The following is a 20,459-nucleotide window of genomic DNA, read 5'->3' as shown; positions in this document are numbered from 1 at the left end:
GGTCGTGTCGAAGGGTGACCTCCCCGGTCGACACAGAGGTGAAAGGCAGCAAACGCCCATCACCTGACCGGAGGAAGTCGCATGAGCACGACCACTGAGATCGCAGCGGCGTCGACCAACGAACAGACGCTCGAGATCACCCGGTCGACCCGTCAGTGGGTGGCCCTGGCCGTCCTGGCCCTGACGGCGCTGCTGCTCAGCCTGGACGTCAGCGTGCTCTACCTCGCCCTGCCTGCCCTCTCCGCCGACCTTGGTGCGAGCACGACCCAGCAGCTGTGGATGCTCGACATCTACTCGTTCGTCCTCGCCGGCTTCCTCGTGACGATGGGTGCGGTCGGGGACCGGGTCGGCCGCAAGCGCCTGCTGCTCATCGGCGCCGTTGCCTTCGGCGTCGCCAGCGTGTTCGCCGCGTATGCCTCGTCGCCGGGAGAGCTCGTCTTCTGGCGAGCCGTCCTCGGTGTCGCCGGGGCCACGCTCATGCCCTCGACGATGGGCCTCATCCGCACCATCTTCACCGACGAGAAGTCGATGATGACCGCCATTGGCATCTGGTTCAGCTGCTTCATGGGCGGCATGGCGGTCGGCCCCCTCGTCGGTGGGCTCCTGCTCCAGCACTTCTGGTGGGGCTCGGCGTTCCTGCTCGGCGTGCCGTTCATGGTCCTGCTCGTCGTCGTCGGTCACCGGGTCCTGCCCGAGTCCGAGCGGCAGTCCGGCGCGAGGGTCGACCTCGCCAGCGCGCTCCTGTCCCTGGCGATGATTTTGCCGATCATCCACGGCTTCAAGGAGATCGCTCGCGGTGGCGACCGTGCCATCGCCGCTGCCGCTGTGACCGCCGGACTGACCATGGCCGTGCTCTTCATCCGTCGGCAGCGCCGGATCGAGAACCCGCTCGTTGACCTGACACTCTTCCGCAGCCGGTCCTTCTCGACGGCGCTGGCCGTCATGCTCATCGGCGGAGTCGTCATGGCGGGCGTCTCGTTCCTCAGTACACAGTGGCTCCAGCTCGTCGCGGGGCTCGACCCGCTCGGTGCCGGCCTGTGGATGCTCCCGGCCAACGTCGCCCTCCTGCTCGGCTCGTCCTCCTCCGCCATGATCGCCCGCAGGCTCGGTACCGGCCGCACGATGGCCGCGGGACTCGGCATCTGCGCGACGGGCCTGGCCGCGTACACCCAGATCGCGCCGGCTGCGGGACTCGGCCTGCTCGTCCTCGGGATGTCGCTCGCCTCGTTCGGCATCATGCTTCCGTCGACCCTGACGATGTCCGTGATGATGCAGTCCGCGCCGCCCGAGCGCGCCGGCTCGGTGGCGTCGATGTCCGAGACCTCCGGCGAGTTCGGGGTGGCGGTGGGAGTCGCGGGGCTGGGTTCGCTCGCCACCTTCGTCTACCGGGACGAGCTTGCGCCGTATGCCGCTGAGCACGCTTCCAGCGGCACCACCGTTGCGCTCGACTCCCTGGCCGGCGCGGTCCAGGCAGCGTCCACCCTTCCCGGGGCCGCCGGCCGTGAGCTGGTCACTGCCGCGCAGGGCGCCTTCACGACGAGCCTCAACGTCGTGGCCGGGTTGGGCGCCCTTCTGTTCGTCGTGGTCGCGGTGGCCGCGCTCCGCTTCCTGCGCCACTGAGCCTCCCCGACCCACCCTGATCGAGTGAACACCATTCGGCCCGAACTGTGTTCACTCGATCGGAGCAGGGGGTCGTCCATGTGGCGGAATGCATTTCATAAGCGGTGCTTATGCAATGCATAATGGAACATGCGCTCCTCGCCCTTCCCGGACATCGTCGACGACGTGACGGTCCGACTCATCGCGGCCGTCGTCCTCCTCGTGTCCGTTGCCACGTTGGCCAGTCAGCAGTGGTGGCTCCTGTCGCTGCTCGCCGTGGACTTCACGCTCCGCGCCACGCTGGGGCCGCGCCGCAGCCCCGTCGCGCGGATGGTCCAGTCCTGGGTCCGACCACGCGTGCCGGCCGCGCCGCGCCCCACCGCGGGGCCGCCGAAGCGCTTCGCGGCTGCCATCGGTGCCGCCCTCACCGCGACGGCAACGCTCGCCTACGGGTTGTCCGTGGCAACCGGCGCCGAGGGACCGCTTGTCGCCGTCATCGGAATCACGGTGGTCATGGTGGTCTTCCCCGCGCTCGAGTCGCTCCTCGGCCTGTGCGTCGGCTGCGTTCTCTTCGCCCAGCTCATGCGGATCGGGGTCGTCCCCGAGGAGGTCTGCCTCGACTGTGCCGACATCAGTCGCCGGGCGCAGGCGCTGCGGACCCCGGTCTCCTGAGCGCACGTACCCAGTCAGGCCACGTCAGGTCGGCGGTCCGTACTCGCCCGGTGCCCGCAGCGGGAGGGGAGAGCCGTCGAGGCTGACGGGTGATGCGGCCCGGGTGAGCCTGCCGAGAACGGGTTCGAGCGCCGACTCGATGGCATACGGCCACTTCTGTTGACATTCCTGCAAGGATCGGGGCACGCAGGCGATCGAACAGGAGGCTCACATGGCCGGCCACCGCACGCATCTCATCGGCTTGCTGCTCGGTGCAGAGGAGGACTGGCCGACGGCCTTCGAAGCGCTGCTCGGGCTGGTCGGACCGATCACGACCGAGGATGGCGTGACGCATGAGCTGACGTCCGAGCGACTGACGATCGAGCCGTTCGACCTGCGCCAGCCGGTCCGGACCGAGCTCGTCATCGACCGGCTCGCCCACTGGTACTACCACCCGCGCGAGTGGCTCAAGAAGGCCGCGCTCGTCAACGACACCTACCTGCTCAACAGCCCGTTCACCTTTCAGGCGATGGAGAAGCACAGCGCCTACTGCGTTCTCATGCGGCTCGGGCTCAAGGTGCCGGAGACCATCCTCGTGCCCTACAAGAACCCGGTCGACAACGTCCGCTGGGCCTACACGAGCGCGAGGTACAACCGTCCCTTCGACCTCAAGCAGGTCGCGAACGACCTCGGCTACCCGCTCTACATGAAGCCCTTCGACGGCGGCGGCTGGCGTGGCGTCTCCCGGATCGACGACGAGCAGGACCTCGTCCGCGCCTATGACGCGTCGGGCGAGATGCTCATGCACCTGCAGGCGACGATCGACTACGACGTCTTCGCGCGCGCGCTGTCCATCGGCCCCGAGACGATGGTGATGAACTTCCGCCCGGACGAGCCGATGCACAACCGCTACGCCGTCAGCCACGGCTTCCTCAGCCCGCGGGCCGGGCACGAGACGGCCGCCATCAGCAGGATCGTCAACGCCCTGTTCAGCTGGGAGTTCAACTCCTGCGAGATGCTCGTCAAGGGCGACGAGGTCTATCCCATCGACTACGCGAACGCCTGCCCGGACGTGGCCGTCACCTCGCTGCACTACTACTTCCCTTGGGCCATCAAGGCGCTCGTGCGCTGGTCGGCGTACTGCCTCGTCACCGGGCGTCGCTCCAGGACCGTCGGCCTCGAGACCCGGCGGTACTTCGACGTGGCCGACCGCGAGGACCTCAACGACGAGGAGAAGCTCGACGCCTACCTCGCGATCGCCGACGAGTACTTCGAGACCGCGGCCTACGACGAGTGGTGCGCGCAGTACCTGCCTCATTTCGATGCCGCCGCCCTCGAGTGGTTCCGGAGCGAGGCGTTCCACCAGCTGCTGCGTACCACGGTGGACCTGACCTATCCCGAGCACGAGCGGGACCGCTTCATGGCCCACTTCCAGGGCTTGGTCGGCCTGTGGGTGCGGGAAGAGGAGACGCGGCTGGGCGCCAAGCACTAGGCCGTATGCCGCTGAGCTGGCTCTGCTGCCCCCGTGACCTCCGCGGCCGGCGGGGTAAGGGCGCGATGACCAGCACCCAGCGACGCCCTGCCCTGGCGTCCACTCACCGAAAGGGATGAGCCGATGTCCAAGAAGGTCGCATTCCTCGTCGCCGCCGAAGGGGTCGAGCAGATCGAGCTGACCGAGCCGTGGAAGGCCGTCACGGACGCCGGTCACGAGGCGGTGCTCGTCAGCCCGAAGTCGGGCTCGGTCCAGATGTTCACGCACCTCGACAAGGCCGACACGCAGCAGGTCGACCTGACCGTGTCCGATGCCCGGGTCGGTGACTTCGACGCGCTCGTCCTCCCGGGCGGCGTGGCGAACCCGGACGCCCTCCGCCAGGACCAGCAGGCGGTCGCCCTCGTCAAGGAGTTCGTCGCGTCTGGCAAGCCGGTCGCGGCCATCTGTCACGCGCCGTGGATGCTCGTCGAGGCCGACGTCGTATCGGGACGGAGGGTCACCTCGTGGCCGAGCCTCAAGACGGACATCCGCAACGCCGGGGGCGACTGGGTCGACGAGACGGTCGTCCAGGACGGCAACGTCACGACGAGCCGCAAGCCCGACGACCTGCCGCAGTTCACCTCGGCGCTGCTCGAGTCGCTCCAGCACGGGTCGGCAGCGGCGCCGACCGCCGCGGCCGGTTCGGCTTCCTGACCTCCGATAACCCGGCGACTCGCTGGGGTACGTCATAGGTGCAGTGCCCCCCAGCGAGGAAGATGCAGCATGCCGGACGCTCGGCGACGACTCACCGTCGTCTACAACCCGATGAAGGTCGAGGACCTCGACGCTGACCAGCGCGTGGTCGCCGAGGCCTGCCGACGGCACGGCTGGGAGCAGCCCACGTGGATCGAGACGACGCCCGAGGAGACCGGCGAGAAGCAGGGGCGGGAGGCGGTCGAGGCAGGCGCGGACGTGGTTGCCACCCTCGGGGGCGACGGTACGGTCCGTGCCGTCGCAACGGCGCTCGTTGGCACGGGCGTCGCGCTGGGACTCCTGCCCGGTGGGACCGGCAACCTCCTGGCGCGCAACCTCGACCTACCGGTGGACTCGACCGAGCATGCGATGGAGCCGCTGCTCAGCGGGTCGGACCTGCCCATCGACGTCGGGTTCGTCGCGGCCGACGACGACCCGGAGGAGGTCTTCCTCATCATGACCGGGCTCGGCTTCGACGGCGAGATCATGGCCGGCACGAGCGAGCGGGTGAAGGGAGTGCTCGGGTGGCCCGCCTACGTCATGTCCGGGTTCCGCAACCTGATGGGTCGCGGCTTCCCCGTCCGCGTCGGCTCGTCCGGCGGAAGCGGCATCGTCGGGGCGCCGGGTGACCGCCTCCGGCGACACGCCCGGACCGTCATCGTCGGCAACTGTGGCACGCTCCAGGGCGGGCTCGAGCTCATGCCGGACGCCAAGGTCGACGACGGCGTGCTCGACGCCGTCGTCATCGCTCCCCGCGGCGCCTTCGGCTGGGCCTCCGTGGTCGCTGACATCGCCAGCCGGCACCGGGTCGGCCACAAACGCCTCGACCGGATGCGCGGCCATGAGTTCACCATCGAGGCGGAGCGACCGATCGAGGCCGAGATCGACGGCGACCCCATCGGCGCCCGCCGGCGCCTCGACATCCGAGTGGACCCCCAGTCCCTCCTGGTGCGCCATGGCTGACCAAGCCACCCGCCGAGCTGCACCTGCGCCGGAAGCGCGCTCAGCGGCATACGGCAGAGGTCGTCGCATGCTCAAGGCGGCCGGCTACGGACTCGCCTTCGCCGTCCCCGTGACGGCCCTCGCCTTCCTCGTGCGACAGAAGTTCCTTCCAGTCATCGAGCTGGACGAGAAGGCCATCGTTGCCGCCACGAACCTCACCCGCGAGCACCCCGGACTGCGCCAGTTCTTCGTCGTCTGGCAGGAGCTGACCCAGCCCAAGTGGCCGTACATCGCCGCGACCCTCGTCTGCGTTGTCATCTGGCGGCGTCATGGGCTCAAGACGCGGGCCCTGTGGGCGTTCCTCACGATGATGGTGGCGTGGAACCTCCAGCTGCTGCTCAAGGAGGTCGTCCAGCGTGCCCGGCCCGTGGTGAGCGACCCGGTGTCACACGCGCCGGGCTACAGCTTCCCGTCCGGCCACGCCGCCAACGCCGCCGCCGTGGCGACCATCGTCACGCTGCTCGTCTGGCCGGTCCTCTCGCCGCGTGCTCGTCGGGTCGTGCTCGTCGGAGCGGCTGCGTATGCCTTGCTCACGGCGGCAGACCGGGTCTTCCTCGGGGTGCACTTCCCCTCGGACGTCCTCGCCGGACTCGTCTTCGGCGCCGGGCTCGGCATCGCCTCCTACATCGGCTACCTGGGCTGGAACCCGAGCCAACACCACGCCCCGCCGCCTCCCGAGGGCACGGCGGGCCCCGAGCCGCACGAGCTCAACCCCCTACCCCCTGAGGAAAGTGACGACGATGAGCGTTGACCTCCACCGCTGGCAGCGTGACGAGTCCAGACCCAGCGGGCGGGAGGCCGTTCGGGACGCCGCCGCCCGGGTGCTCGGGCCCAGTCTCGTGCTCTTCGCCACCATCGTCTCGACCGGTTGGCTCATCATGGGGCCTTTCGGCGGTCTCGAGGACGAGGCGGCGGTCAACCGGGAGCTGCAGGAGGGCCGGTCCCGGACGGCGCTGTGGGACACGACGACGGACATCTGGTCGCGCCTCGGCAACACCGAGATCATCATCGGCACCTGCGCCGTCATCAGTCTGATCATCCTCTGGCGGACGAGGCAGTGGTGGTATGCCGCCATCCCCGCGATCGCCATCTCGATCCAGGCCACGATCTTCGTCATCGCGGCGTGGATCGTCGGACGCGAGCGGCCCGATGTCGAGAAGCTCGACCCGGCGCCGCCGACGTCGAGCTACCCCAGCGGCCACGTCGGTGCCGCGACGGCGCTCTTCCTGACCTTCGCCTTCATGGCGCAACGGATCGAGCGGATATGGCTGCGCCGGCTCGTCACCGTGGTCTGCATCCTCGTGCCGATCCTCGTGTCCTACGCGCGGCTCTACCGCGGGATGCACCACCTGACCGACGTCCTGCTCGGCGTCCTCAACGGCGTCGTCTGCGCCCTGCTGGCCTGGCACTGGCTCAGACGACGCCGCGACTGAGCAGGCTTCAGACGCGAGCCTTCTTCGCTCGGACGAACGAGTAGACCGCGAAGGCGATGAAGCCCAGGGCGACGAGGGTCACGATCCACTGTCCGGCAGGTGCCTCGAGGAGGGTCTTGAGGGCCCCGTCGAGGCCAGTGGCCTCGTCGGGGTCGTTCTCGAGCGCGGCGATCCCGAAGAGGCCGCCGACGACGATCAGGGCGACGCCCTTGGCGATGTAGCCGAAGCGGGCGAGCTTCTCGACCGTCTCGCCCGGCTGCTCCTGGAGGTCGGCGAGGAACTTCCGCTTCCAGCCCTTGTGGATGTGGTACACGCCGACGCCGACGGTGACCAGGCCGACGAGGATGACGAGGGCAGTCCCGAACGGCTGGCTCATCAGGCTGGCAGTGAAGTCGGACGTCTGCTGCGAGCTGGAAGATCCGGTCCCGCGGGCGAACGCGAACGCCAGCCAGGCCAGTGCCAGGTAGGTGAGGCCCTTGGCGGCGTACTTGAGCCGGTCCTTCACCTCACCGCGGCTGAGCACGGCTTGGAGGAGATGCCACAGGCCGAGGCCGAGCCAGCCGACGACGGCGACCCAGAGCAGGAACCGCCCGAACGTGTTCGAGGCCAGTGCGCCGAGCGCCCCCGACTGGTCCGCGCTCTCGGATGCGCCCAAGCGCCAGGCGAGCGAGAGGGCGATCCAGCCGATGAGCAGGTGCAGCACGCCGTTGATGGCGTATCCCACCCGAGCCGCCATCAGGAGTGCGTCTTGGTTCTCTGCTCGTCGGGCCACGCTTCTGACCTGACCCGCGTCCATGTTCGTCATCGTGGAACGTCCTTTCGCCGTGTTTGACCTTCCCTTACCCGCGCGCCGCGGTTTGCGCTCGAAAATGACTGGATCTCAAGTCGGCTTCACGTTGTTGCCTGAGGGTGTGCGAGCGATCAGACTTCAGGAGTTCGGCCCAGCGGAGAACCTCATGCCTGAGGACCTGCCCGACCTCATGCCTGAGCCGGGACAGGTGCGCATCGCCGTCGAGGCGAGTGGCGTGCACCTCCTCGACACGACCTTGCGTTGGGGGAAGCCCGGGCCGATGCCACCGCCGGAGCTGCCCACCATTCCCGGCCGGGAGGTGGCCGGGGTCGTCGACGCGATCGGCTCCGAGGTGCCACCCGAATGGCTCGGACGGCGCATCGTGGCCCACCTCGGGATGGTCCCCGGCGGCTATGCATCGCAGGCGGTCACCGATCCCGGAAAGCTCTTCGGCCTGCCCGACGACGTCGACTTCCCGGAAGCCATCGCGGCGGTCGGCACCGGTCGGACCGCCATGGGCATTCTCGAGAGCGAGCCGGTCGGGCCCACCGACACGGTGCTCATTCCCTCGGCGGCGGGAGGCCTCGGCTGGCTTCTGGCCCAGAGCGCGAGAGATGCCGGCGCGGCCGTGGTGGCGCTGGCCGGGAGCCGCGAGAAGGTCGAGCGACTGCGGACGCTCGGTCTGTCGCACGTCGGAGACTACAGCGAGGACGGCTGGGACGAGCGAGTGCGTGAGGCGGTCGGCGAGGTCAGCGTGGGCTATGACGGGGTCGGTGGCGACGTCGGCCGGCGGACGCTCGAGCTGATGCGGCCCGGTGGTCGCCTCGTCATGTTCGGGTACTCGTCGGGAGAGCCGACCGAGTTCACGACGGCGGACGTCGTCGAGCGGGCGCTCACCGTGTCGTGGTCCCTCGGAGCGCGGATGCTTGCCCTGCCGGGTGGGATTCCGGGCCTTGCGAGCCGGGCCCTCGAACGGGTGGCCACGGGACACTGGACACCGTTGGTGACGACCTACCCGCTCGACGAGGCGGCCCGGGCCCACTCCGACCTCGAGTCGCGCCGGACGATGGGCAAGGTCGTGCTGCTGCCCTAGCCGCCGAGTCGCTCGAAGCCGGTGACCGTGAGGACCGCGGCGCTGGCCTCGTCGCTCGCAGCGAGGTCGATCTCCGCAGTGACGCCCCAGTCGAGGTCGCCCTCCGGGTCGACGACGACCTGCCGCAGGCGCCACCGCTCGGGCAGCTTCTCGACCTGCAGCAGGGAGGGCGAACGGGCCTCCTGGTCGGTCGCGATCGAGTCGTGCTCGTCATAGTAGGCACCGAGCGCGTCGTTCCACGCCTGCGCGTCCATGACGACCTTCTGCGGCGGGTCGGTCAGCTCGGCGACGCGAGACTCGAGCTGGCCGAGCGACTCCCACTGGTCCCGCGACGCGAGCTCGACCCGGTGGAACATCGCGTTGCGGATGAGCACCGTGAACGCCCGTTCGTTGGCCGTGATCGGCCGGGTCGGTGGCGAGACCTCCGCCCGCGCCAGTGCTGTCGACAGGGCCTCCGACGGGTTGACGAGGTCCTCCCACTCGTCGAGCAGGCTCGAGTCGGTCTGCCGGACCAGCTCGCCGAGCCACTCGATGACGTCGTCGAGCTCGTCCCTGCGGTGGGACTCGGGGACGGTGTGCCGCAGGGTCCGGTAGGCGTCGCTGAGGTAGCGCAGCACCAGGCCCTCGGAGCGTGAGAGGCCGTAGGCCGAGATGAGCTCGTTGAACGTCATGCCGCGCTCGTACATCTCGCGGACCACCGACTTCGGCGACAGGGCATCGGCCGAGACCCACGGATGGGTCTGCCGGTAGGTCGCGAGCATCGCCTCGAGCAGCTCTCCCAGGGGTTTGGGCCACGTGACCTCCTCGAGGCGCTCCATCCGCTCCTCGTACTCGACGCCGTCGAGCTTCATCGCTGCGACGGCCTCTCCGCGGGCCCTGTGCTCCTGGGCCCAGAGCACCTGTCGGGGGTCCTCGAGGATCGCCTCGATGACCGACACGATGTCGCGGGCATACGTCTCCGACTCCGGGTCGAGCGTGTCCATCACGGCAAGGGCGAACGGCGCGAGCGGCTGGTTGAGGGCGAAGTCGCGCTGGAGGTCGATCGTCAGCGCATGACGCCGCCCGGACGCGTCGGCGGTGGTCAGCCGTTCGACGACGCCGGACGTCAGCAGCTCCCTGGCCAGCACGAGCGCATGGCGCCCCAGCCGTCGCTGGTCCTTGTCGTCATGGTGGCTCTCCCTGATGAGACGGACGGCATGCGCGACCGGATTTCCCTCTCTGGCAAGGAGGTTGATGAGCACCGCGTGGGACATCCGCAGCCTGGGCTGGAGCGGCTCCGGCTCGGCGGCGATCAGCCGCTCGAACGTCTCGCGTGACCAGCTCACGAAACCCTCGGGCGCCTTCTTGCGCTGGACCTTTCGCTGCTTCTTGGGGTCGTCGCCTGCCTTCTCGAGGGCACGGAGGTTCTCGATGACGTGTTCCGGCGCCTGCGCGACGACCCAGCCACGCACGTCGAAACCCGCCCGGCCGGCCCGCCCGACGATCTGGTGGAACTCGCGGGCCTTGAGCAGCCGCTGCTTCGTCCCGTCGAACTTCGTCAGCCCCGTGAGCAGGACGGTCCGGATCGGCACGTTGATCCCGACGCCGAGCGTGTCGGTGCCGCAGATGACCTTGAGCAGGCCGTCCTGCGCGAGCTGCTCGACGAGGCGGCGGTACTTCGGCAGCATCCCCGCGTGGTGCACGCCGATGCCGTGGCGCACGAGCCGTGACAGGGTCCGCCCGAAGCCGGCCCCGAAGCGGAAGCCACCGATCCGGTCGGCGATCGCGTCCCGTTCCTGGCGCGTCGTGATCCGCGCGCCCACCAGGGCCTGGGCGCGCTCGAGCGCGGCGGCCTGCGTGAAGTGCACGACGTAGACAGGCGCCCGGTCGCGCTCGAGCAGCTCCTCGATGGTCTCGTTGACCGGGGTCTCGGCGTAGGAGAACTCGAGGGGAACAGGCCGTTCGGTACCGGTGATGACCGCGGTGGCCCGTCCGCTCCGCCGGGTGAGGTCGTCCCGGAACATGGTCACGTCGCCGAGGGTCGCAGACATGAGGATGAACTGGACCTGTGGGAGCTCGAGGATCGGCACCTGCCAGGCCCAGCCGCGATCCGGCTCCGAGTAGAAGTGGAACTCGTCCATGATGACGAGGCCGACATCGGCGGCCGCCCCCTCGCGCAGGGCGAGGTTGGCGAGGATCTCGGCCGTGCAGCAGATGATGGGGGCGTCGGAGTTGACCGACGCATCGCCGGTGATCATCCCGACGTTCTCGGCGCCGAACTGGTCGACGAGGGCGAAGAACTTCTCGGACACGAGCGCCTTGACAGGGGCCGTGTAGAAGGAGACCCGGTCCTCAGCGAGGGCCGTGAAGTGCGCGGCCGTCGCGACCAGCGACTTCCCCGACCCGGTCGGCGTCGAGAGGATGACGTTGCTGCCGCCCAGAACCTCGAGGAACGCCTCGTCCTGGTGCGGGTAGAGCATCAGGCCCTGCTCCGCCGCCCAGCCGGTGAAGGCCTCGTAGAGAGCATCGGGATCCGGGTTCGACGGAATCCGCTCGTTGAGGTTCTTCACCCCGCGAGTATGCCGCCTCAAGGCGATGCCGTATGCCGCTGGGCTGGCTCCCCGACACCTCTCTCGGCGCCTGCGCAGAGGCCAGTGCCCGGCGGCATCGGGTATGACTGGTGGGTGACCTCACTACGCTTCGGGCTCAAGCTCAGCCAGGACGCGACCATCGACCAGCTGCGTGACCTCTGGCGGGTCGCCGACGAGGGAGGCTTCGACAGCTGCTGGGTCATGGATCACTTCGCCACGCTGGGGCCGCGGGATGACGGAGACATCTTCGAGACCTGGACGTTGCTCGCGGCCATGGCCCAGGTGACGGCACGCACGAGGATCGGGTGCGCCGTCGTGGGCAACACGTACCGCCATCCGGGGGTGCTGGCGAAGATGGCGGTCACCGTCGACCACCTCTCCGGCGGGCGCCTGGACTTCGGCATCGGGGCCGGCTGGGCCGAGAACGAGCACACCATGCTCGGGCTGGACCTCGGCACCCGGAAGGACCGCGCCGACCGGCTGGAGGAGAGCCTCCAGATCATCCGGGGGCTGTGGACCCAGCCGCGGACGAGCTTTTCCGGCAAGCACTACCGGCTCCAGGATGCGGTGGCCGAGCCCAAGCCCGTCCAACGGCCGTACCCGCCGATCTGGATCGGTGGTTCCGGGCCCCGACGTACGCTCCGGATCGCCGCACGGCACGCGGACGTGTGGAACGCCGCGGGTGGCTCTCCTGCCGAGGTCGCCGCGTCGTCCGCGGTCCTCGACCAGCACTGCGCAGACCTCGGGCGGGATCCGGGTGAGATCCGGCGATCGGTCCAGCTCCGGGTCGGCGCGGACACCGTGGACCAGGCTGCAGCAACCGCCACGTCATTCGTTGAGGTCGGAATCACCGACTTCGTGCTCATTGTCAGCGGCCCGAACCCGGTCGCCATCGCGGAGGAGCTGACGACCCAGCTGCCCCGCCTCCGCGACCTCGGATAGTCGTGCGCGGGCGCTGCTCTCACTCAACCCGAGGAGCACTGCTCGTTGGCGCTGGGAGCGAGCTCAGCGGCATACGGACTCTCACAGGAATGCTGCGTCGGCGCGTTGATCCGGCGGGCATGGGTAACGCTTCGGTGTGAAAGTGATGGGAGTCAACGCGCTGTTCCACGACCCGTCGGCCGCGCTCGTCATCGACGGACGTCTTGTCGCCGCGGCGGAGGAGGAGCGGTTCAGCCGGCGCAAGCACGGCAAGCGGCCCGTGCCCTTCTCGGCCTGGGAGCTGCCGGAGCTGTCCATGCGTTGGTGTCTCGAACACGCGGGCCTGGCGCCGCAGGACCTCGATGCGGTCGCGTACTCCTTCGACCCGCAACTGGCCAAGCCGGCGGAGGACATGGGGCTCGACGACCCCTGGGACCACCTGAGGCGGCTCTACGCCGAGCGCGCGCCAGAGTTCATCGCGTCCGCTCTGCCCGGCCTGGACCGGTCGAAGGTGCGCTTCGTCGCGCACCACGTCGCCCATGCCGCGTCGGCTGCCCTGGCCGCCCCGGTCGCGCAGCGGGGCCGGCCGTCCAGCGTTCTCGTGCTCGACGGCCGAGGCGAGCAGGCCTCGCACCTGTCCGGCCGCTATGAGGACGGGCGCCTGGACACGCTGGCGACCCAGCAGCTGCCCCACTCGCTCGGCCTGCTCTACGAGTCCCTGACGGAGCACCTCGGCTTCCTCCGCTCCAGCGACGAGTTCAAGGTCATGGCCCTGGCGTCCTACGGTCGTCCGCGGCACCTCGGCCGGTTCCGGGAGACCCTGGTCGCCACCGAGACCGGAGGGTTCGAGGCGCCCATCCCGGAGTGGTCGGAGTTCGCGCCCGCGCGCCCCAAGGGCGACGGCGAGTGGTCCGAGGCGCATGCCGACCTCGCCTGCAGCGTCCAGGCGCGGCTCGAAGAGGTGCTCGTGGACCTCGCCACATGGCTCCATGCGCGCACCGGCGACCGGACTCTGTGCCTCGCAGGCGGGGTGGCGCTCAACTGCGTCGCCAACAGCAGGCTGTGGCGGGAGACGCCGTTCGAGGACGTGTGGGTGCAGCCCGCCGCCGGCGATGCGGGGACGTCCCTCGGCGCGGCCTTGCAGCTGACGGCGGACCTCGCCCGCGGCAACGGCGGCTCGACGCTCGCCGAGCCCTTCACGACGGCCGCACTGGGGCGCGGCTGGAGCGACGAGGAGCTGGCCGCCGCACTGCGCACGGCGGCGGTGCCGTTCACCACACCGGATGACCTGGCCGGCGAGGTCGCGGACATCCTGGCGGCCAACGGGGTCATCGCGTGGTTCGACGGCCGGAGCGAGTTCGGGCCACGTGCGCTCGGGCACCGGTCACTGCTGGCGCACCCCGGCCATGCCGCGAACCTCGAGAGGCTCAACGACGTCAAGGGCCGCGAGCAGTTCCGGCCCGTCGCGCCGATGGTGCTCCTGGACCGGGCCGCCGAGATCTTCCACGAGGGACCGATCCCGAGTCCCTACATGCTGTTCGTCCATCGGGTCGCTCCCGAGTGGGTCGACCGCATCCCGGCGGTGGTGCACGTCGACGGCACGGCCCGCATCCAGACGGTGGACGCGGCGAGCCAGCCGCGACTGGCCGGCGTGATCCGGGAGTTCGAGCGCCGGACCGGCCTGCCCGTCGTCATCAACACGAGCCTGAACACCGCGGGACGTCCCATGGTGGACGCCCCGAGGGACGCTCTCGAGCTCTTCGGATCGACGCCGGTCGACGCGCTCGTCCTGGGTGGCCACCTCGTGCGCCGCGCCGCACTCACCGCGCAGGGGTCGACGTGACGGCAGAAGTGGGCCTGGCTCGGGGGACGACAGACCACACCGTCGTCATTCCCACCGTGGGGCGACCCACCCTGACCGAGCTGCTCGTGGGCCTCGCTCGTCAGGAAGGGCTGACGGCAGCCGAGGTCATCGTGGTCGACGACCGCCCCGAACCCACCCCGGCGATCCAGGTGCCCGAGGAGGTCGCCAGCCGGGTCTCCGTGCGCATCGTGCTGGGCCTCGGCCGGGGCCCAGCGGCGGCCCGCAACCTCGGCGCACGCCTGGCCCGGACCCCGTGGATCGCGTTCCTCGACGACGACGTGGTCGTGCCGGAGGGCTGGGCGCTCGCGCTCCAGCACGATCTCGCGGCAGCGGGCGGCGACCGGGTCGGCGGCGTGCAGGGCCGGATCCGGGTGCCCCTGCCCGAAGGGCGACGGCCCACCGACTGGGAGCGGTCAACCGCTGGTCTCGAGCGGGCCGAGTGGGCCACCGCCGACCTGGCGTACCGGGCCGAAGCGCTGTGGGAGGTCGACGGCTTCGACGAGCGCTTCCCCAGGGCCTATCGCGAGGACGCCGACCTCGCACTGCGCGTTCGGGAGGCCGGCTGGCAGCTCACGACCGGAGAGCGGCACGTCCTGCACCCGGTGCGGCCGGCGGATTCGTCGGTGAGCCTGCGCGTGCAGCGCGGCAACATCGACGACGCGCTGATGCGCCGACTCCATGGCAGGGACTGGCGCCGTCGCGCGGGGACCGGTCGCGGTCGGCTGCCCTGGCACGCGGCGACGACGCTGGCCGCGGCGGCAGGACTGGCTGGTCTGGGGATGCGCAGCACCCGGATCGGGGCGTTGGGCGCCGCAGCCTGGCTGGGGCTCACCGGGGACTTCATGCTGCGCCGCATCGCACCGGGACCGAGGACGCCGCGTGAGGTCGCCACGATGGCCTGGACGAGCGCCGTGATCCCGCCTCTCGCCGTGGCCCACCGCCTCACCGGGTGGTGGCGGCACCGCAACGCCGAACCGTGGCCTCCTCCGGTCGAGGCGGTGCTCTTCGACCGGGACGGCACGCTCGTCGAGGACGTGCCCTACAACGGCAACCCGGAGCACGTCCGCCCGCTGCCCGACGCACGCCATTCAGTCGATCGCCTGCGCATCAAGGGAATTCGCGTCGGAGTCATCACGAACCAGTCAGGCGTGGCACGGAGCCTGATCAGCGCGGACGACGTGAGAGCCGTCAACGATCGGATCGACCGGGCGATCGGGCCGTTCGATGCATGGGAGGTCTGCCACCACGGGCCCGACGACGGCTGCGAGTGTCGGAAGCCACGGCCCGGACTCGTCCGCGCGGCGGCCCGGCGCCTCGGGGTCGACCCGACGAGGTGCGTCGTCATCGGCGACATCGGGGCGGACGTCCTCGCGGCGCGCGCAGCGGGAGCGACGGGGATCCTGGTCCCCACGCCCGTGACGAGGACCGAGGAGATCGAGTCGGCGCCGTGGGTGGCGCAGACCCTGTCCGCCGCGGTCGACGTCGCCCTGGCACGGGGGCGGGGCCGTGTCTGAACTGTCTCAACCCAGCCGCGCGGTGCTCGCCGTCCGCCTCGACAGCCTCGGAGACGTCCTGCTCATGGGGCCGGCACTGCGCGCCCTGCGCAACGGCGCGAGCCGCCTCGACCTGCTCGTCTCGCCAGCCGGCGCGCCCGCGGCCGAGCTGCTCCCCGGCATCGACGACGTCATCACCTTCGACGCGCCGTGGGTCGGCTACGAACCGCCACCCGTCGACTCCCCGGGCCTGCTCGCCCTTGTCGAGCGGCTGAAGGAGGGCGGCTACGACGAGGCGGTCATCTTCACCTCCTTCCACCAGAGCCCGCTGCCCATGGCGCTCCTCGCTCGGCTGGCCGGCATCCCACGCGTCGTGGGCACGAGCGAGGACTACGCCGGCTCCCTCCTCGACGTCCGGCATCGTCGTGTGGCCGATGGGTCACCCGACACCGGGGGGTCGGAGGGCGGGCACGAGGTGCCGGCGGCGCTGGCTCTGGCCCGGGCAGCGGGGTACGAGCTGCCGAAGGGTGACGACCTCCGGCTGCGCCTGCGCCCGCTGGGTCGTCCCACCGGGCTCGTGCTGTCGCTGCCGCGGCCCTACGTGGTGGTGCACCCGACCGCCTCGGTCCCCTCTCGCTCGATCTCGGACGCGCAGGCCGTCGGGCTGGTGGGCGCCCTCGTCGCTGCCGGCTGGCAGGTGGTCCTCACAGGAGCCGTCTCCGCGCCCGCTGACCCGTCGCACGGTGTCGGCTCGTTCGCGCCGGTCGGCCCCGAGTCAGTCACTGACCTGCGCGGGCGGACCACCTTCGCGGAGCTGGCTCAGGCGTTGGCCGGCGCTCGGTGTGTCGTGACCGTCAACTCGGGGCCGGCGCATCTCGCGGCCGCGGTGGGCACGCCCGTGGTGAGCCTCTTCGCACCGGTGGTGCCGATGGAGCGATGGGGTCCGTGGGGAGTGCCGTGCCGAGTCCTGGGCGACCAGCGCGCCGACTGTCGCGGCTCTCGTGCACGCGAGTGCCCGATCGACGGGCACCCTTGCCTGTCAGGCATTACCGCGCAGGCGGTGGTCGACGCGGTGCGTGAGCTCGCGGGGCCGGTGTCACTCCAGTCGGTGAGCTCGTCGGATGACTCGGTGGTGGTCGCGTGAGGATCCTCGCCTGGCACGTGCACGGCTCCTGGATGACCTCGTTCGTCTCGGGGGGACACGACTACGTCATCCCCCTGACACCGGATCGCGACGCCGACGGCCGCGGCCGAGCCCAGACCTGGGACTGGCCGGCCAGCGCCCGGGAGGTGCCCGTCCCCGGACTGCGCGACGAGGCCTTCGACGTTGTGGTCCTGCAGCGTCCTCATGAGGCAGGTCTTGTCGAGCAGTGGACGGGTCTGCGGGTCGGCGTGGACGTGCCGGCCGTGTACCTCGAGCACAACACGCCGGCTGAGACGCCAGTGGGCACCCGGCACGCGGTCACCCGCGAGAGCCGGCTCAGCGGCATACCCGTTGTCCATGTCACGTACTTCAACGCGATGGCGTGGGACTGCGGTGACCATGAGGTCTTTGTCGTCGAGCACGGCATCGCCGACCCCGGGTACCGCTACTCCGGCGAGGACCCCAGCGTCGCGGCGGTCGTCAACGAGCCAGTACGTCGGTGGCGTGTCGCCGGCACGGACCTGCTGCTCCGGCTGGCGCGGCACGTCCCGGTGCACGTCTACGGGATGCAGACGGACGCGCTGATGGGAGTGGCGCGGGAACGCGGAGTCGACCTGACCGGACGCACCCACGACCTGAGCCAGGCGGAGCTGCACACAGCGCTGGGCGGGCATCGCGCCTACCTCCATCCCTACCGGTGGACGAGCCTCGGGCTCGCCATGCTCGAGGCCATGGCGCTCGGCCTGCCCGTTCTCGCCCTGTCGACGACCGAGGCCCCGGAGGCGGTGCCGCCCGGGGCCGGCGTCATCTCCAACGACCTTTCCCGGTTGCACGCCGCCGCACAGGAGTGGCTCGACGACCCGGCCGCCGCGCGGCGGCACGGTGCAGCTGCCCGCGCCCACGTCCTCTCCCGCTATTCCCTCGATCGGTTCCTGGACAGCTGGGACCGCGTCCTCAAGGAGGTGACCTCGTGAAGATCGCCCTCATCTCGGAGCACGCCAGTCCGCTGGCGGTGCTCGGCGGCGTCGATGCCGGAGGCCAGAACGTGCACGTGAACGCCCTCGCCCGGCACCTCGGGCAGCGGGGCCACGACGTCTGCGTCTACACCCGGCGGGACGACGAGTCCCTCGCCGAGCGGGTTCACCTCGCGCCCGGAGTCACGGTGGTGCACGTCCCGGCCGGGCCGCCACGACGGGTGCCCAAGGACGAGCTGCTCCCCTTCATGGCGGAGTTCGGCCGCTGGCTCGAGCATGACTGGCGGGCCCGGGGCCTGCCCGACGTGGCCCACGCCCACTTCTGGATGTCCGGGTTGGCGACGGTCCAGGCCGCCCGGGCGCTCGGCGTCCCGGTCGCCCAGACCTTCCACGCCCTGGGGACGGTCAAGCAGCGCCATCAGGGCATGGACGACACCAGCCCTGCGGACCGGATCGATCTCGAGCGCCAGCTCGCCTGGCAGGTCGACCGGATCATCGCGACCTGCTCCGACGAGGTTGCCGAGCTCGGCGCCATGGGCGCTCCGGTGCACCGGGCGCGCGTCGTCCCGTGCGGCGTCGACACCGCGCTGTTCCGCCCCGGCAACGATGCCCACGAGGTCCACGAGGCTGGTGCCCCCGGCGCTCTGGGCGCCCGCACGGGCAAGCGCCCGGCGCGTCTGCTCGTCGTTGGCCGGCTCGTGCCCCGGAAGGGGTGCGACACCGTCATCAGGGCCCTCGCGGACATCCCGGAGGCCGAGCTCACCATCGCCGGAGGCCCCGACGAGGGCCACATCCAGGAGGATCCGGAGGCACAGCGCCTGCTCGAGGTCGCCCGCGAGGCAGGGGTTGCCGACCGGGTCCGCCTGATCGGCGGCATCGCCCACGACGAGATGCCCCAGCTCTACCGCTGCGCCGATGTCGTCCTCTCGACCCCGTGGTACGAGCCGTTCGGGATCACCCCGCTCGAGGCGGCGGCGTGTGGCCGGCCGCTCGTCGGGCACGCCGTGGGAGGGCTGCTCGACTCCGTCGTCGACGGACAGACCGGTCGACTCGTCGAGCCGGGGGACCCGGGTGCGCTCGCTCGTGTGGTCCGCGAGCTGCTGGCCGATCCTGCCGCCCGGGCCCGGATGGGCGCCGAGGCGCGACGCCGTGCACTCCAGCGCTTCGACTGGTCGATCGTGGCCGCGTCCACCGAGCAGATCCTCGCCGACGTGGCGCGCAGCGCGAAGAGCGCGAGCGCGGTACCGGTCCCGCACGCCTCGGAGCTCCCCGCTGACTGGGGGGACGCGGTGCTGGGCCATTCGTGGCTCGAGCGTCATGAGCGCGAGCTGGGGGACGGTCTCGCGGAGGTCGAGAGCGCCTGGCCGCTCATCCAGTCGTGGGGCGAACAGCTCGCCCGATCTCTCCCCGACGGGGGGCGAGTGCTCGCCGCGGGCAACGGCGGCAGCGCAGCCGAGGCGCAGCATCTCACCGCCGAGCTGGTCGGCCGGTTCCTGACGGAGCGACGTCCGCTGTCGGCGATCTCGCTCCACGCTGAGTCGTCGAGCCTGACCGCGATCCTCAACGACTACGGGGGCGACGAGATGTTCGCCCGCCAGGTGGAGGCGCATGGACGACCAGGTGACATCGTCATCCTGTTGTCGACGAGCGGTGCGAGCAGCAACGTGCTGCACGCTGCCAAGCGGGCCCACGACGTCGGGCTGACCGTCTGGGCACTGACCGGACCGGCCCCGAACCCGCTCGCCGCGATGGCGGACAGTGCCATCGCCGTACCGGCCGGGTCGACCGCCGCCGTCCAGGAGGTCCACCTCGTCATCATTCACGCGCTCTGCGCGGCCATGGACAGCGTCCTTGCGGCGCGGTCGATGCTCGAGGGCGCCCCTGTCCGGAGGACGTCGTGAGCCGGGCGAACCTCGTCGTCGTCGGCGACGTCGTCCTCGACCGAGAGGTCGTGGGCTCGACCACGCGGCTGTGTCCCGACGCGCCGGCTCCCGTCATCGACGTCGAGCGGGTCGACGAGGGGCCGGGCGGAGCCGGGCTCGCTGCCGTGCTGGGGGCGGGCGGGGACGTCACGGTCACGCTCATCAGCCCCGCCGCGGACGACGCGGCAGGGGAGCGGGTTCGGGCGGGACTCGATGCTGCAGGGGTCCGGCTCGTCGCCCTCGGGCACGAGGGGGCGACCCGGACGAAGTGCCGGATCCGGATCGCGGACCAGGTCGTGGCCCGGCTCGACGAAGGTGGACCGGCCACGCCCCGCGGTGACCTGCCGGTGCAGGCCCTGAATGCGCTGGAGGAAGCCGACGCGATCCTCGTCTCCTGCTATGGCGCTGGAACCAGCGCTCTGGAACCGCTGCGGCGAGCTCTCGCTCGCCGGGCAGCGCACGTGCCCGTGATCTGGGACCCGCATCCGCGCGGCGCCCCGCCCGTCCCCGGCTGCGCCCTCGTGACGCCCAATGCGGCGGAGGCGGCGGCGGTCAGTGGGCGGTCGGTCGCCCGTCCGCCCGACCTCGCAGCCGAGCTCCTGCGGCGATGGCGCTGCGCTGCGGTGTCGGTCACGGTTGGGGCCGATGGAGTCTGGCTCGCTCGAGCGGGAGGCGACGTGGTGAGGATTCCGGCCCGCGAGTGCCACGACGGTGACTCGTGCGGTGCGGGGGACCGTTATGCATCGGCCGTGGCCGCCGCCCTGGCGCGGGGGCGGGAG

18 protein-coding genes and 1 pseudogene are annotated in these 20,459 nt (G+C 70.8%); 16 read left to right on the top strand and 3 right to left on the bottom strand.

Going from position 1 to position 20,459, the window contains the following annotated elements; all coding sequences use genetic code 11:
• Nucleotides 1-81 precede the first annotated feature (81 nt).
• Together VJN29_RS13695 and VJN29_RS13690 are read left to right on the top strand one after the other, a co-directional pair.
• Nucleotides 82-1,620, top strand: coding sequence for an MFS transporter (locus VJN29_RS13695; protein WP_324144185.1), 1,539 nt, complete (start codon nucleotides 82-84; stop codon nucleotides 1,618-1,620).
• A gap of 129 nt (nucleotides 1,621-1,749) precedes the next feature.
• Nucleotides 1,750-2,271: a DUF4395 domain-containing protein gene (locus VJN29_RS13690; RefSeq protein WP_324144184.1), complete on the top strand. Its 522-nt coding sequence runs from the start codon at nucleotides 1,750-1,752 to the stop codon at nucleotides 2,269-2,271.
• A 24-nt stretch (nucleotides 2,272-2,295) separates the two neighbouring features.
• Here the strand turns inward: VJN29_RS13690 and VJN29_RS13685 are convergent, their stop codons facing one another.
• Nucleotides 2,296-2,457 carry a hypothetical protein gene (locus VJN29_RS13685; RefSeq protein WP_324144183.1) on the bottom strand — a complete coding sequence of 54 codons (162 nt, stop codon included), beginning with the start codon at nucleotides 2,455-2,457 and terminating at the stop codon, nucleotides 2,296-2,298.
• A gap of 25 nt (nucleotides 2,458-2,482) precedes the next feature.
• Here VJN29_RS13685 and VJN29_RS13680 point away from each other — a divergent pair, with 25 nt between their 5' ends.
• The 5 genes from VJN29_RS13680 to VJN29_RS13660 all read left to right on the top strand — a co-directional run bounded on the left by VJN29_RS13680 (nucleotide 2,483) and on the right by VJN29_RS13660 (nucleotide 6,909).
• Nucleotides 2,483-3,742, top strand: coding sequence for a hypothetical protein (locus tag VJN29_RS13680; protein WP_324144182.1), 1,260 nt, complete (start codon nucleotides 2,483-2,485; stop codon nucleotides 3,740-3,742).
• 123 nt (nucleotides 3,743-3,865) lie between these two features.
• On the top strand, nucleotides 3,866-4,435 hold the full coding sequence (locus VJN29_RS13675; protein ID WP_324144181.1) for a type 1 glutamine amidotransferase domain-containing protein: 570 nt from the start codon (nucleotides 3,866-3,868) through the stop codon (nucleotides 4,433-4,435).
• 69 nt (nucleotides 4,436-4,504) lie between these two features.
• Nucleotides 4,505-5,437 (top strand): diacylglycerol/lipid kinase family protein, encoded by a 933-nt coding sequence (locus tag VJN29_RS13670; protein WP_324144180.1) that lies wholly within the window; start codon nucleotides 4,505-4,507, stop codon nucleotides 5,435-5,437.
• A gap of 67 nt (nucleotides 5,438-5,504) precedes the next feature.
• On the top strand, nucleotides 5,505-6,227 hold the full coding sequence (locus VJN29_RS13665; RefSeq protein WP_324144179.1) for a phosphatase PAP2 family protein: 723 nt from the start codon (nucleotides 5,505-5,507) through the stop codon (nucleotides 6,225-6,227).
• Nucleotides 6,217-6,909: a phosphatase PAP2 family protein gene (locus VJN29_RS13660; protein ID WP_324144178.1), complete on the top strand. Its 693-nt coding sequence runs from the start codon at nucleotides 6,217-6,219 to the stop codon at nucleotides 6,907-6,909. Before VJN29_RS13665 ends, VJN29_RS13660 begins: the two co-directional genes overlap by 11 nt.
• A gap of 7 nt (nucleotides 6,910-6,916) precedes the next feature.
• On the opposite strand, the gene VJN29_RS13655 is transcribed toward VJN29_RS13660, so the two are convergent.
• Nucleotides 6,917-7,681 (bottom strand): DUF1206 domain-containing protein, encoded by a 765-nt coding sequence (locus tag VJN29_RS13655; protein ID WP_324144177.1) that lies wholly within the window; start codon nucleotides 7,679-7,681, stop codon nucleotides 6,917-6,919.
• 139 nt (nucleotides 7,682-7,820) lie between these two features.
• On the opposite strand from VJN29_RS13655, the gene VJN29_RS13650 reads away from it, so the two are divergent.
• Nucleotides 7,821-8,792: a zinc-binding dehydrogenase gene (locus VJN29_RS13650; protein ID WP_324144176.1), complete on the top strand. Its 972-nt coding sequence runs from the start codon at nucleotides 7,821-7,823 to the stop codon at nucleotides 8,790-8,792.
• Here VJN29_RS13650 and VJN29_RS13645 read toward each other — a convergent pair.
• Nucleotides 8,789-11,341 carry a DEAD/DEAH box helicase gene (locus tag VJN29_RS13645; protein WP_324144175.1) on the bottom strand — a complete coding sequence of 851 codons (2,553 nt, stop codon included), beginning with the start codon at nucleotides 11,339-11,341 and terminating at the stop codon, nucleotides 8,789-8,791. The genes VJN29_RS13650 and VJN29_RS13645 overlap by 4 nt on opposite strands.
• A 114-nt stretch (nucleotides 11,342-11,455) precedes the next feature.
• Here VJN29_RS13645 and VJN29_RS13640 point away from each other — a divergent pair, with 114 nt between their 5' ends.
• The 8 genes and pseudogenes from VJN29_RS13640 to VJN29_RS13610 all read left to right on the top strand — a co-directional run.
• On the top strand, nucleotides 11,456-12,304 hold the full coding sequence (locus VJN29_RS13640) for an LLM class F420-dependent oxidoreductase (protein WP_324144174.1): 849 nt from the start codon (nucleotides 11,456-11,458) through the stop codon (nucleotides 12,302-12,304).
• Nucleotides 12,305-12,449: 145 nt separating this feature from the next.
• Complete coding sequence (locus VJN29_RS13635) at nucleotides 12,450-14,126, top strand: carbamoyltransferase family protein (RefSeq protein ID WP_324144192.1); 1,677 nt, start codon at nucleotides 12,450-12,452, stop codon at nucleotides 14,124-14,126.
• Entirely contained in the window at nucleotides 14,123-15,661 is a 1,539-nt protein-coding gene (locus tag VJN29_RS13630; protein WP_324144173.1) for an HAD-IIIA family hydrolase, read from the top strand. Before VJN29_RS13635 ends, VJN29_RS13630 begins: the two co-directional genes overlap by 4 nt.
• Nucleotides 15,654-16,784, top strand: a complete 1,131-nt coding sequence (locus VJN29_RS13625; protein ID WP_324144172.1) for a glycosyltransferase family 9 protein — start codon at nucleotides 15,654-15,656, stop codon at nucleotides 16,782-16,784. The genes VJN29_RS13630 and VJN29_RS13625 overlap by 8 nt, the downstream gene beginning before the upstream one ends.
• A complete protein-coding gene (locus tag VJN29_RS13620) occupies nucleotides 16,781-17,758 on the top strand; it encodes a glycosyltransferase (RefSeq protein ID WP_324144171.1) in 978 nt (325 codons plus the stop codon). The genes VJN29_RS13625 and VJN29_RS13620 overlap by 4 nt, the downstream gene beginning before the upstream one ends.
• Nucleotides 17,755-18,999, top strand: a pseudogene (locus VJN29_RS13615) (glycosyltransferase); the annotation flags it as partial. The gene VJN29_RS13620 and the pseudogene VJN29_RS13615, both read left to right, overlap by 4 nt.
• A gap of 48 nt (nucleotides 19,000-19,047) precedes the next feature.
• Nucleotides 19,048-19,659 (top strand): D-sedoheptulose-7-phosphate isomerase, encoded by a 612-nt coding sequence (locus VJN29_RS20380; RefSeq protein ID WP_414654371.1) that lies wholly within the window; start codon nucleotides 19,048-19,050, stop codon nucleotides 19,657-19,659.
• Nucleotides 19,656-20,459 (top strand): PfkB family carbohydrate kinase (locus VJN29_RS13610; RefSeq protein WP_324144169.1); only part of this gene is annotated, 804 nt, incomplete at its 3' end. The genes VJN29_RS20380 and VJN29_RS13610, both read left to right, overlap by 4 nt.

The organism is Intrasporangium sp. (assembly GCF_035280925.1).
GTDB lineage: Bacteria > Actinomycetota > Actinomycetes > Actinomycetales > Dermatophilaceae > Intrasporangium.
This window is presented reverse-complemented; position numbering and strand designations above follow the sequence as displayed.

Excerpts from the sequence above, each read along its gene's own strand:
- VJN29_RS13695 (WP_324144185.1), top strand. The coding sequence starts at position 82 with ATGAGCACGACCACTGAGATCGCAGCGGCGTCGACCAACGAACAGACG.
- VJN29_RS13690 (WP_324144184.1), top strand. The coding sequence starts at position 1,750 with ATGCGCTCCTCGCCCTTCCCGGACATCGTCGACGACGTGACGGTCCGA.
- VJN29_RS13680 (WP_324144182.1), top strand. The coding sequence starts at position 2,483 with ATGGCCGGCCACCGCACGCATCTCATCGGCTTGCTGCTCGGTGCAGAG.
- VJN29_RS13675 (WP_324144181.1), top strand. The coding sequence starts at position 3,866 with ATGTCCAAGAAGGTCGCATTCCTCGTCGCCGCCGAAGGGGTCGAGCAG.
- VJN29_RS13670 (WP_324144180.1), top strand. The coding sequence starts at position 4,505 with ATGCCGGACGCTCGGCGACGACTCACCGTCGTCTACAACCCGATGAAG.
- VJN29_RS13665 (WP_324144179.1), top strand. The coding sequence starts at position 5,505 with ATGCTCAAGGCGGCCGGCTACGGACTCGCCTTCGCCGTCCCCGTGACG.
- VJN29_RS13660 (WP_324144178.1), top strand. The coding sequence starts at position 6,217 with ATGAGCGTTGACCTCCACCGCTGGCAGCGTGACGAGTCCAGACCCAGC.
- VJN29_RS13635 (WP_324144192.1), top strand. The coding sequence starts at position 12,450 with ATGGGAGTCAACGCGCTGTTCCACGACCCGTCGGCCGCGCTCGTCATC.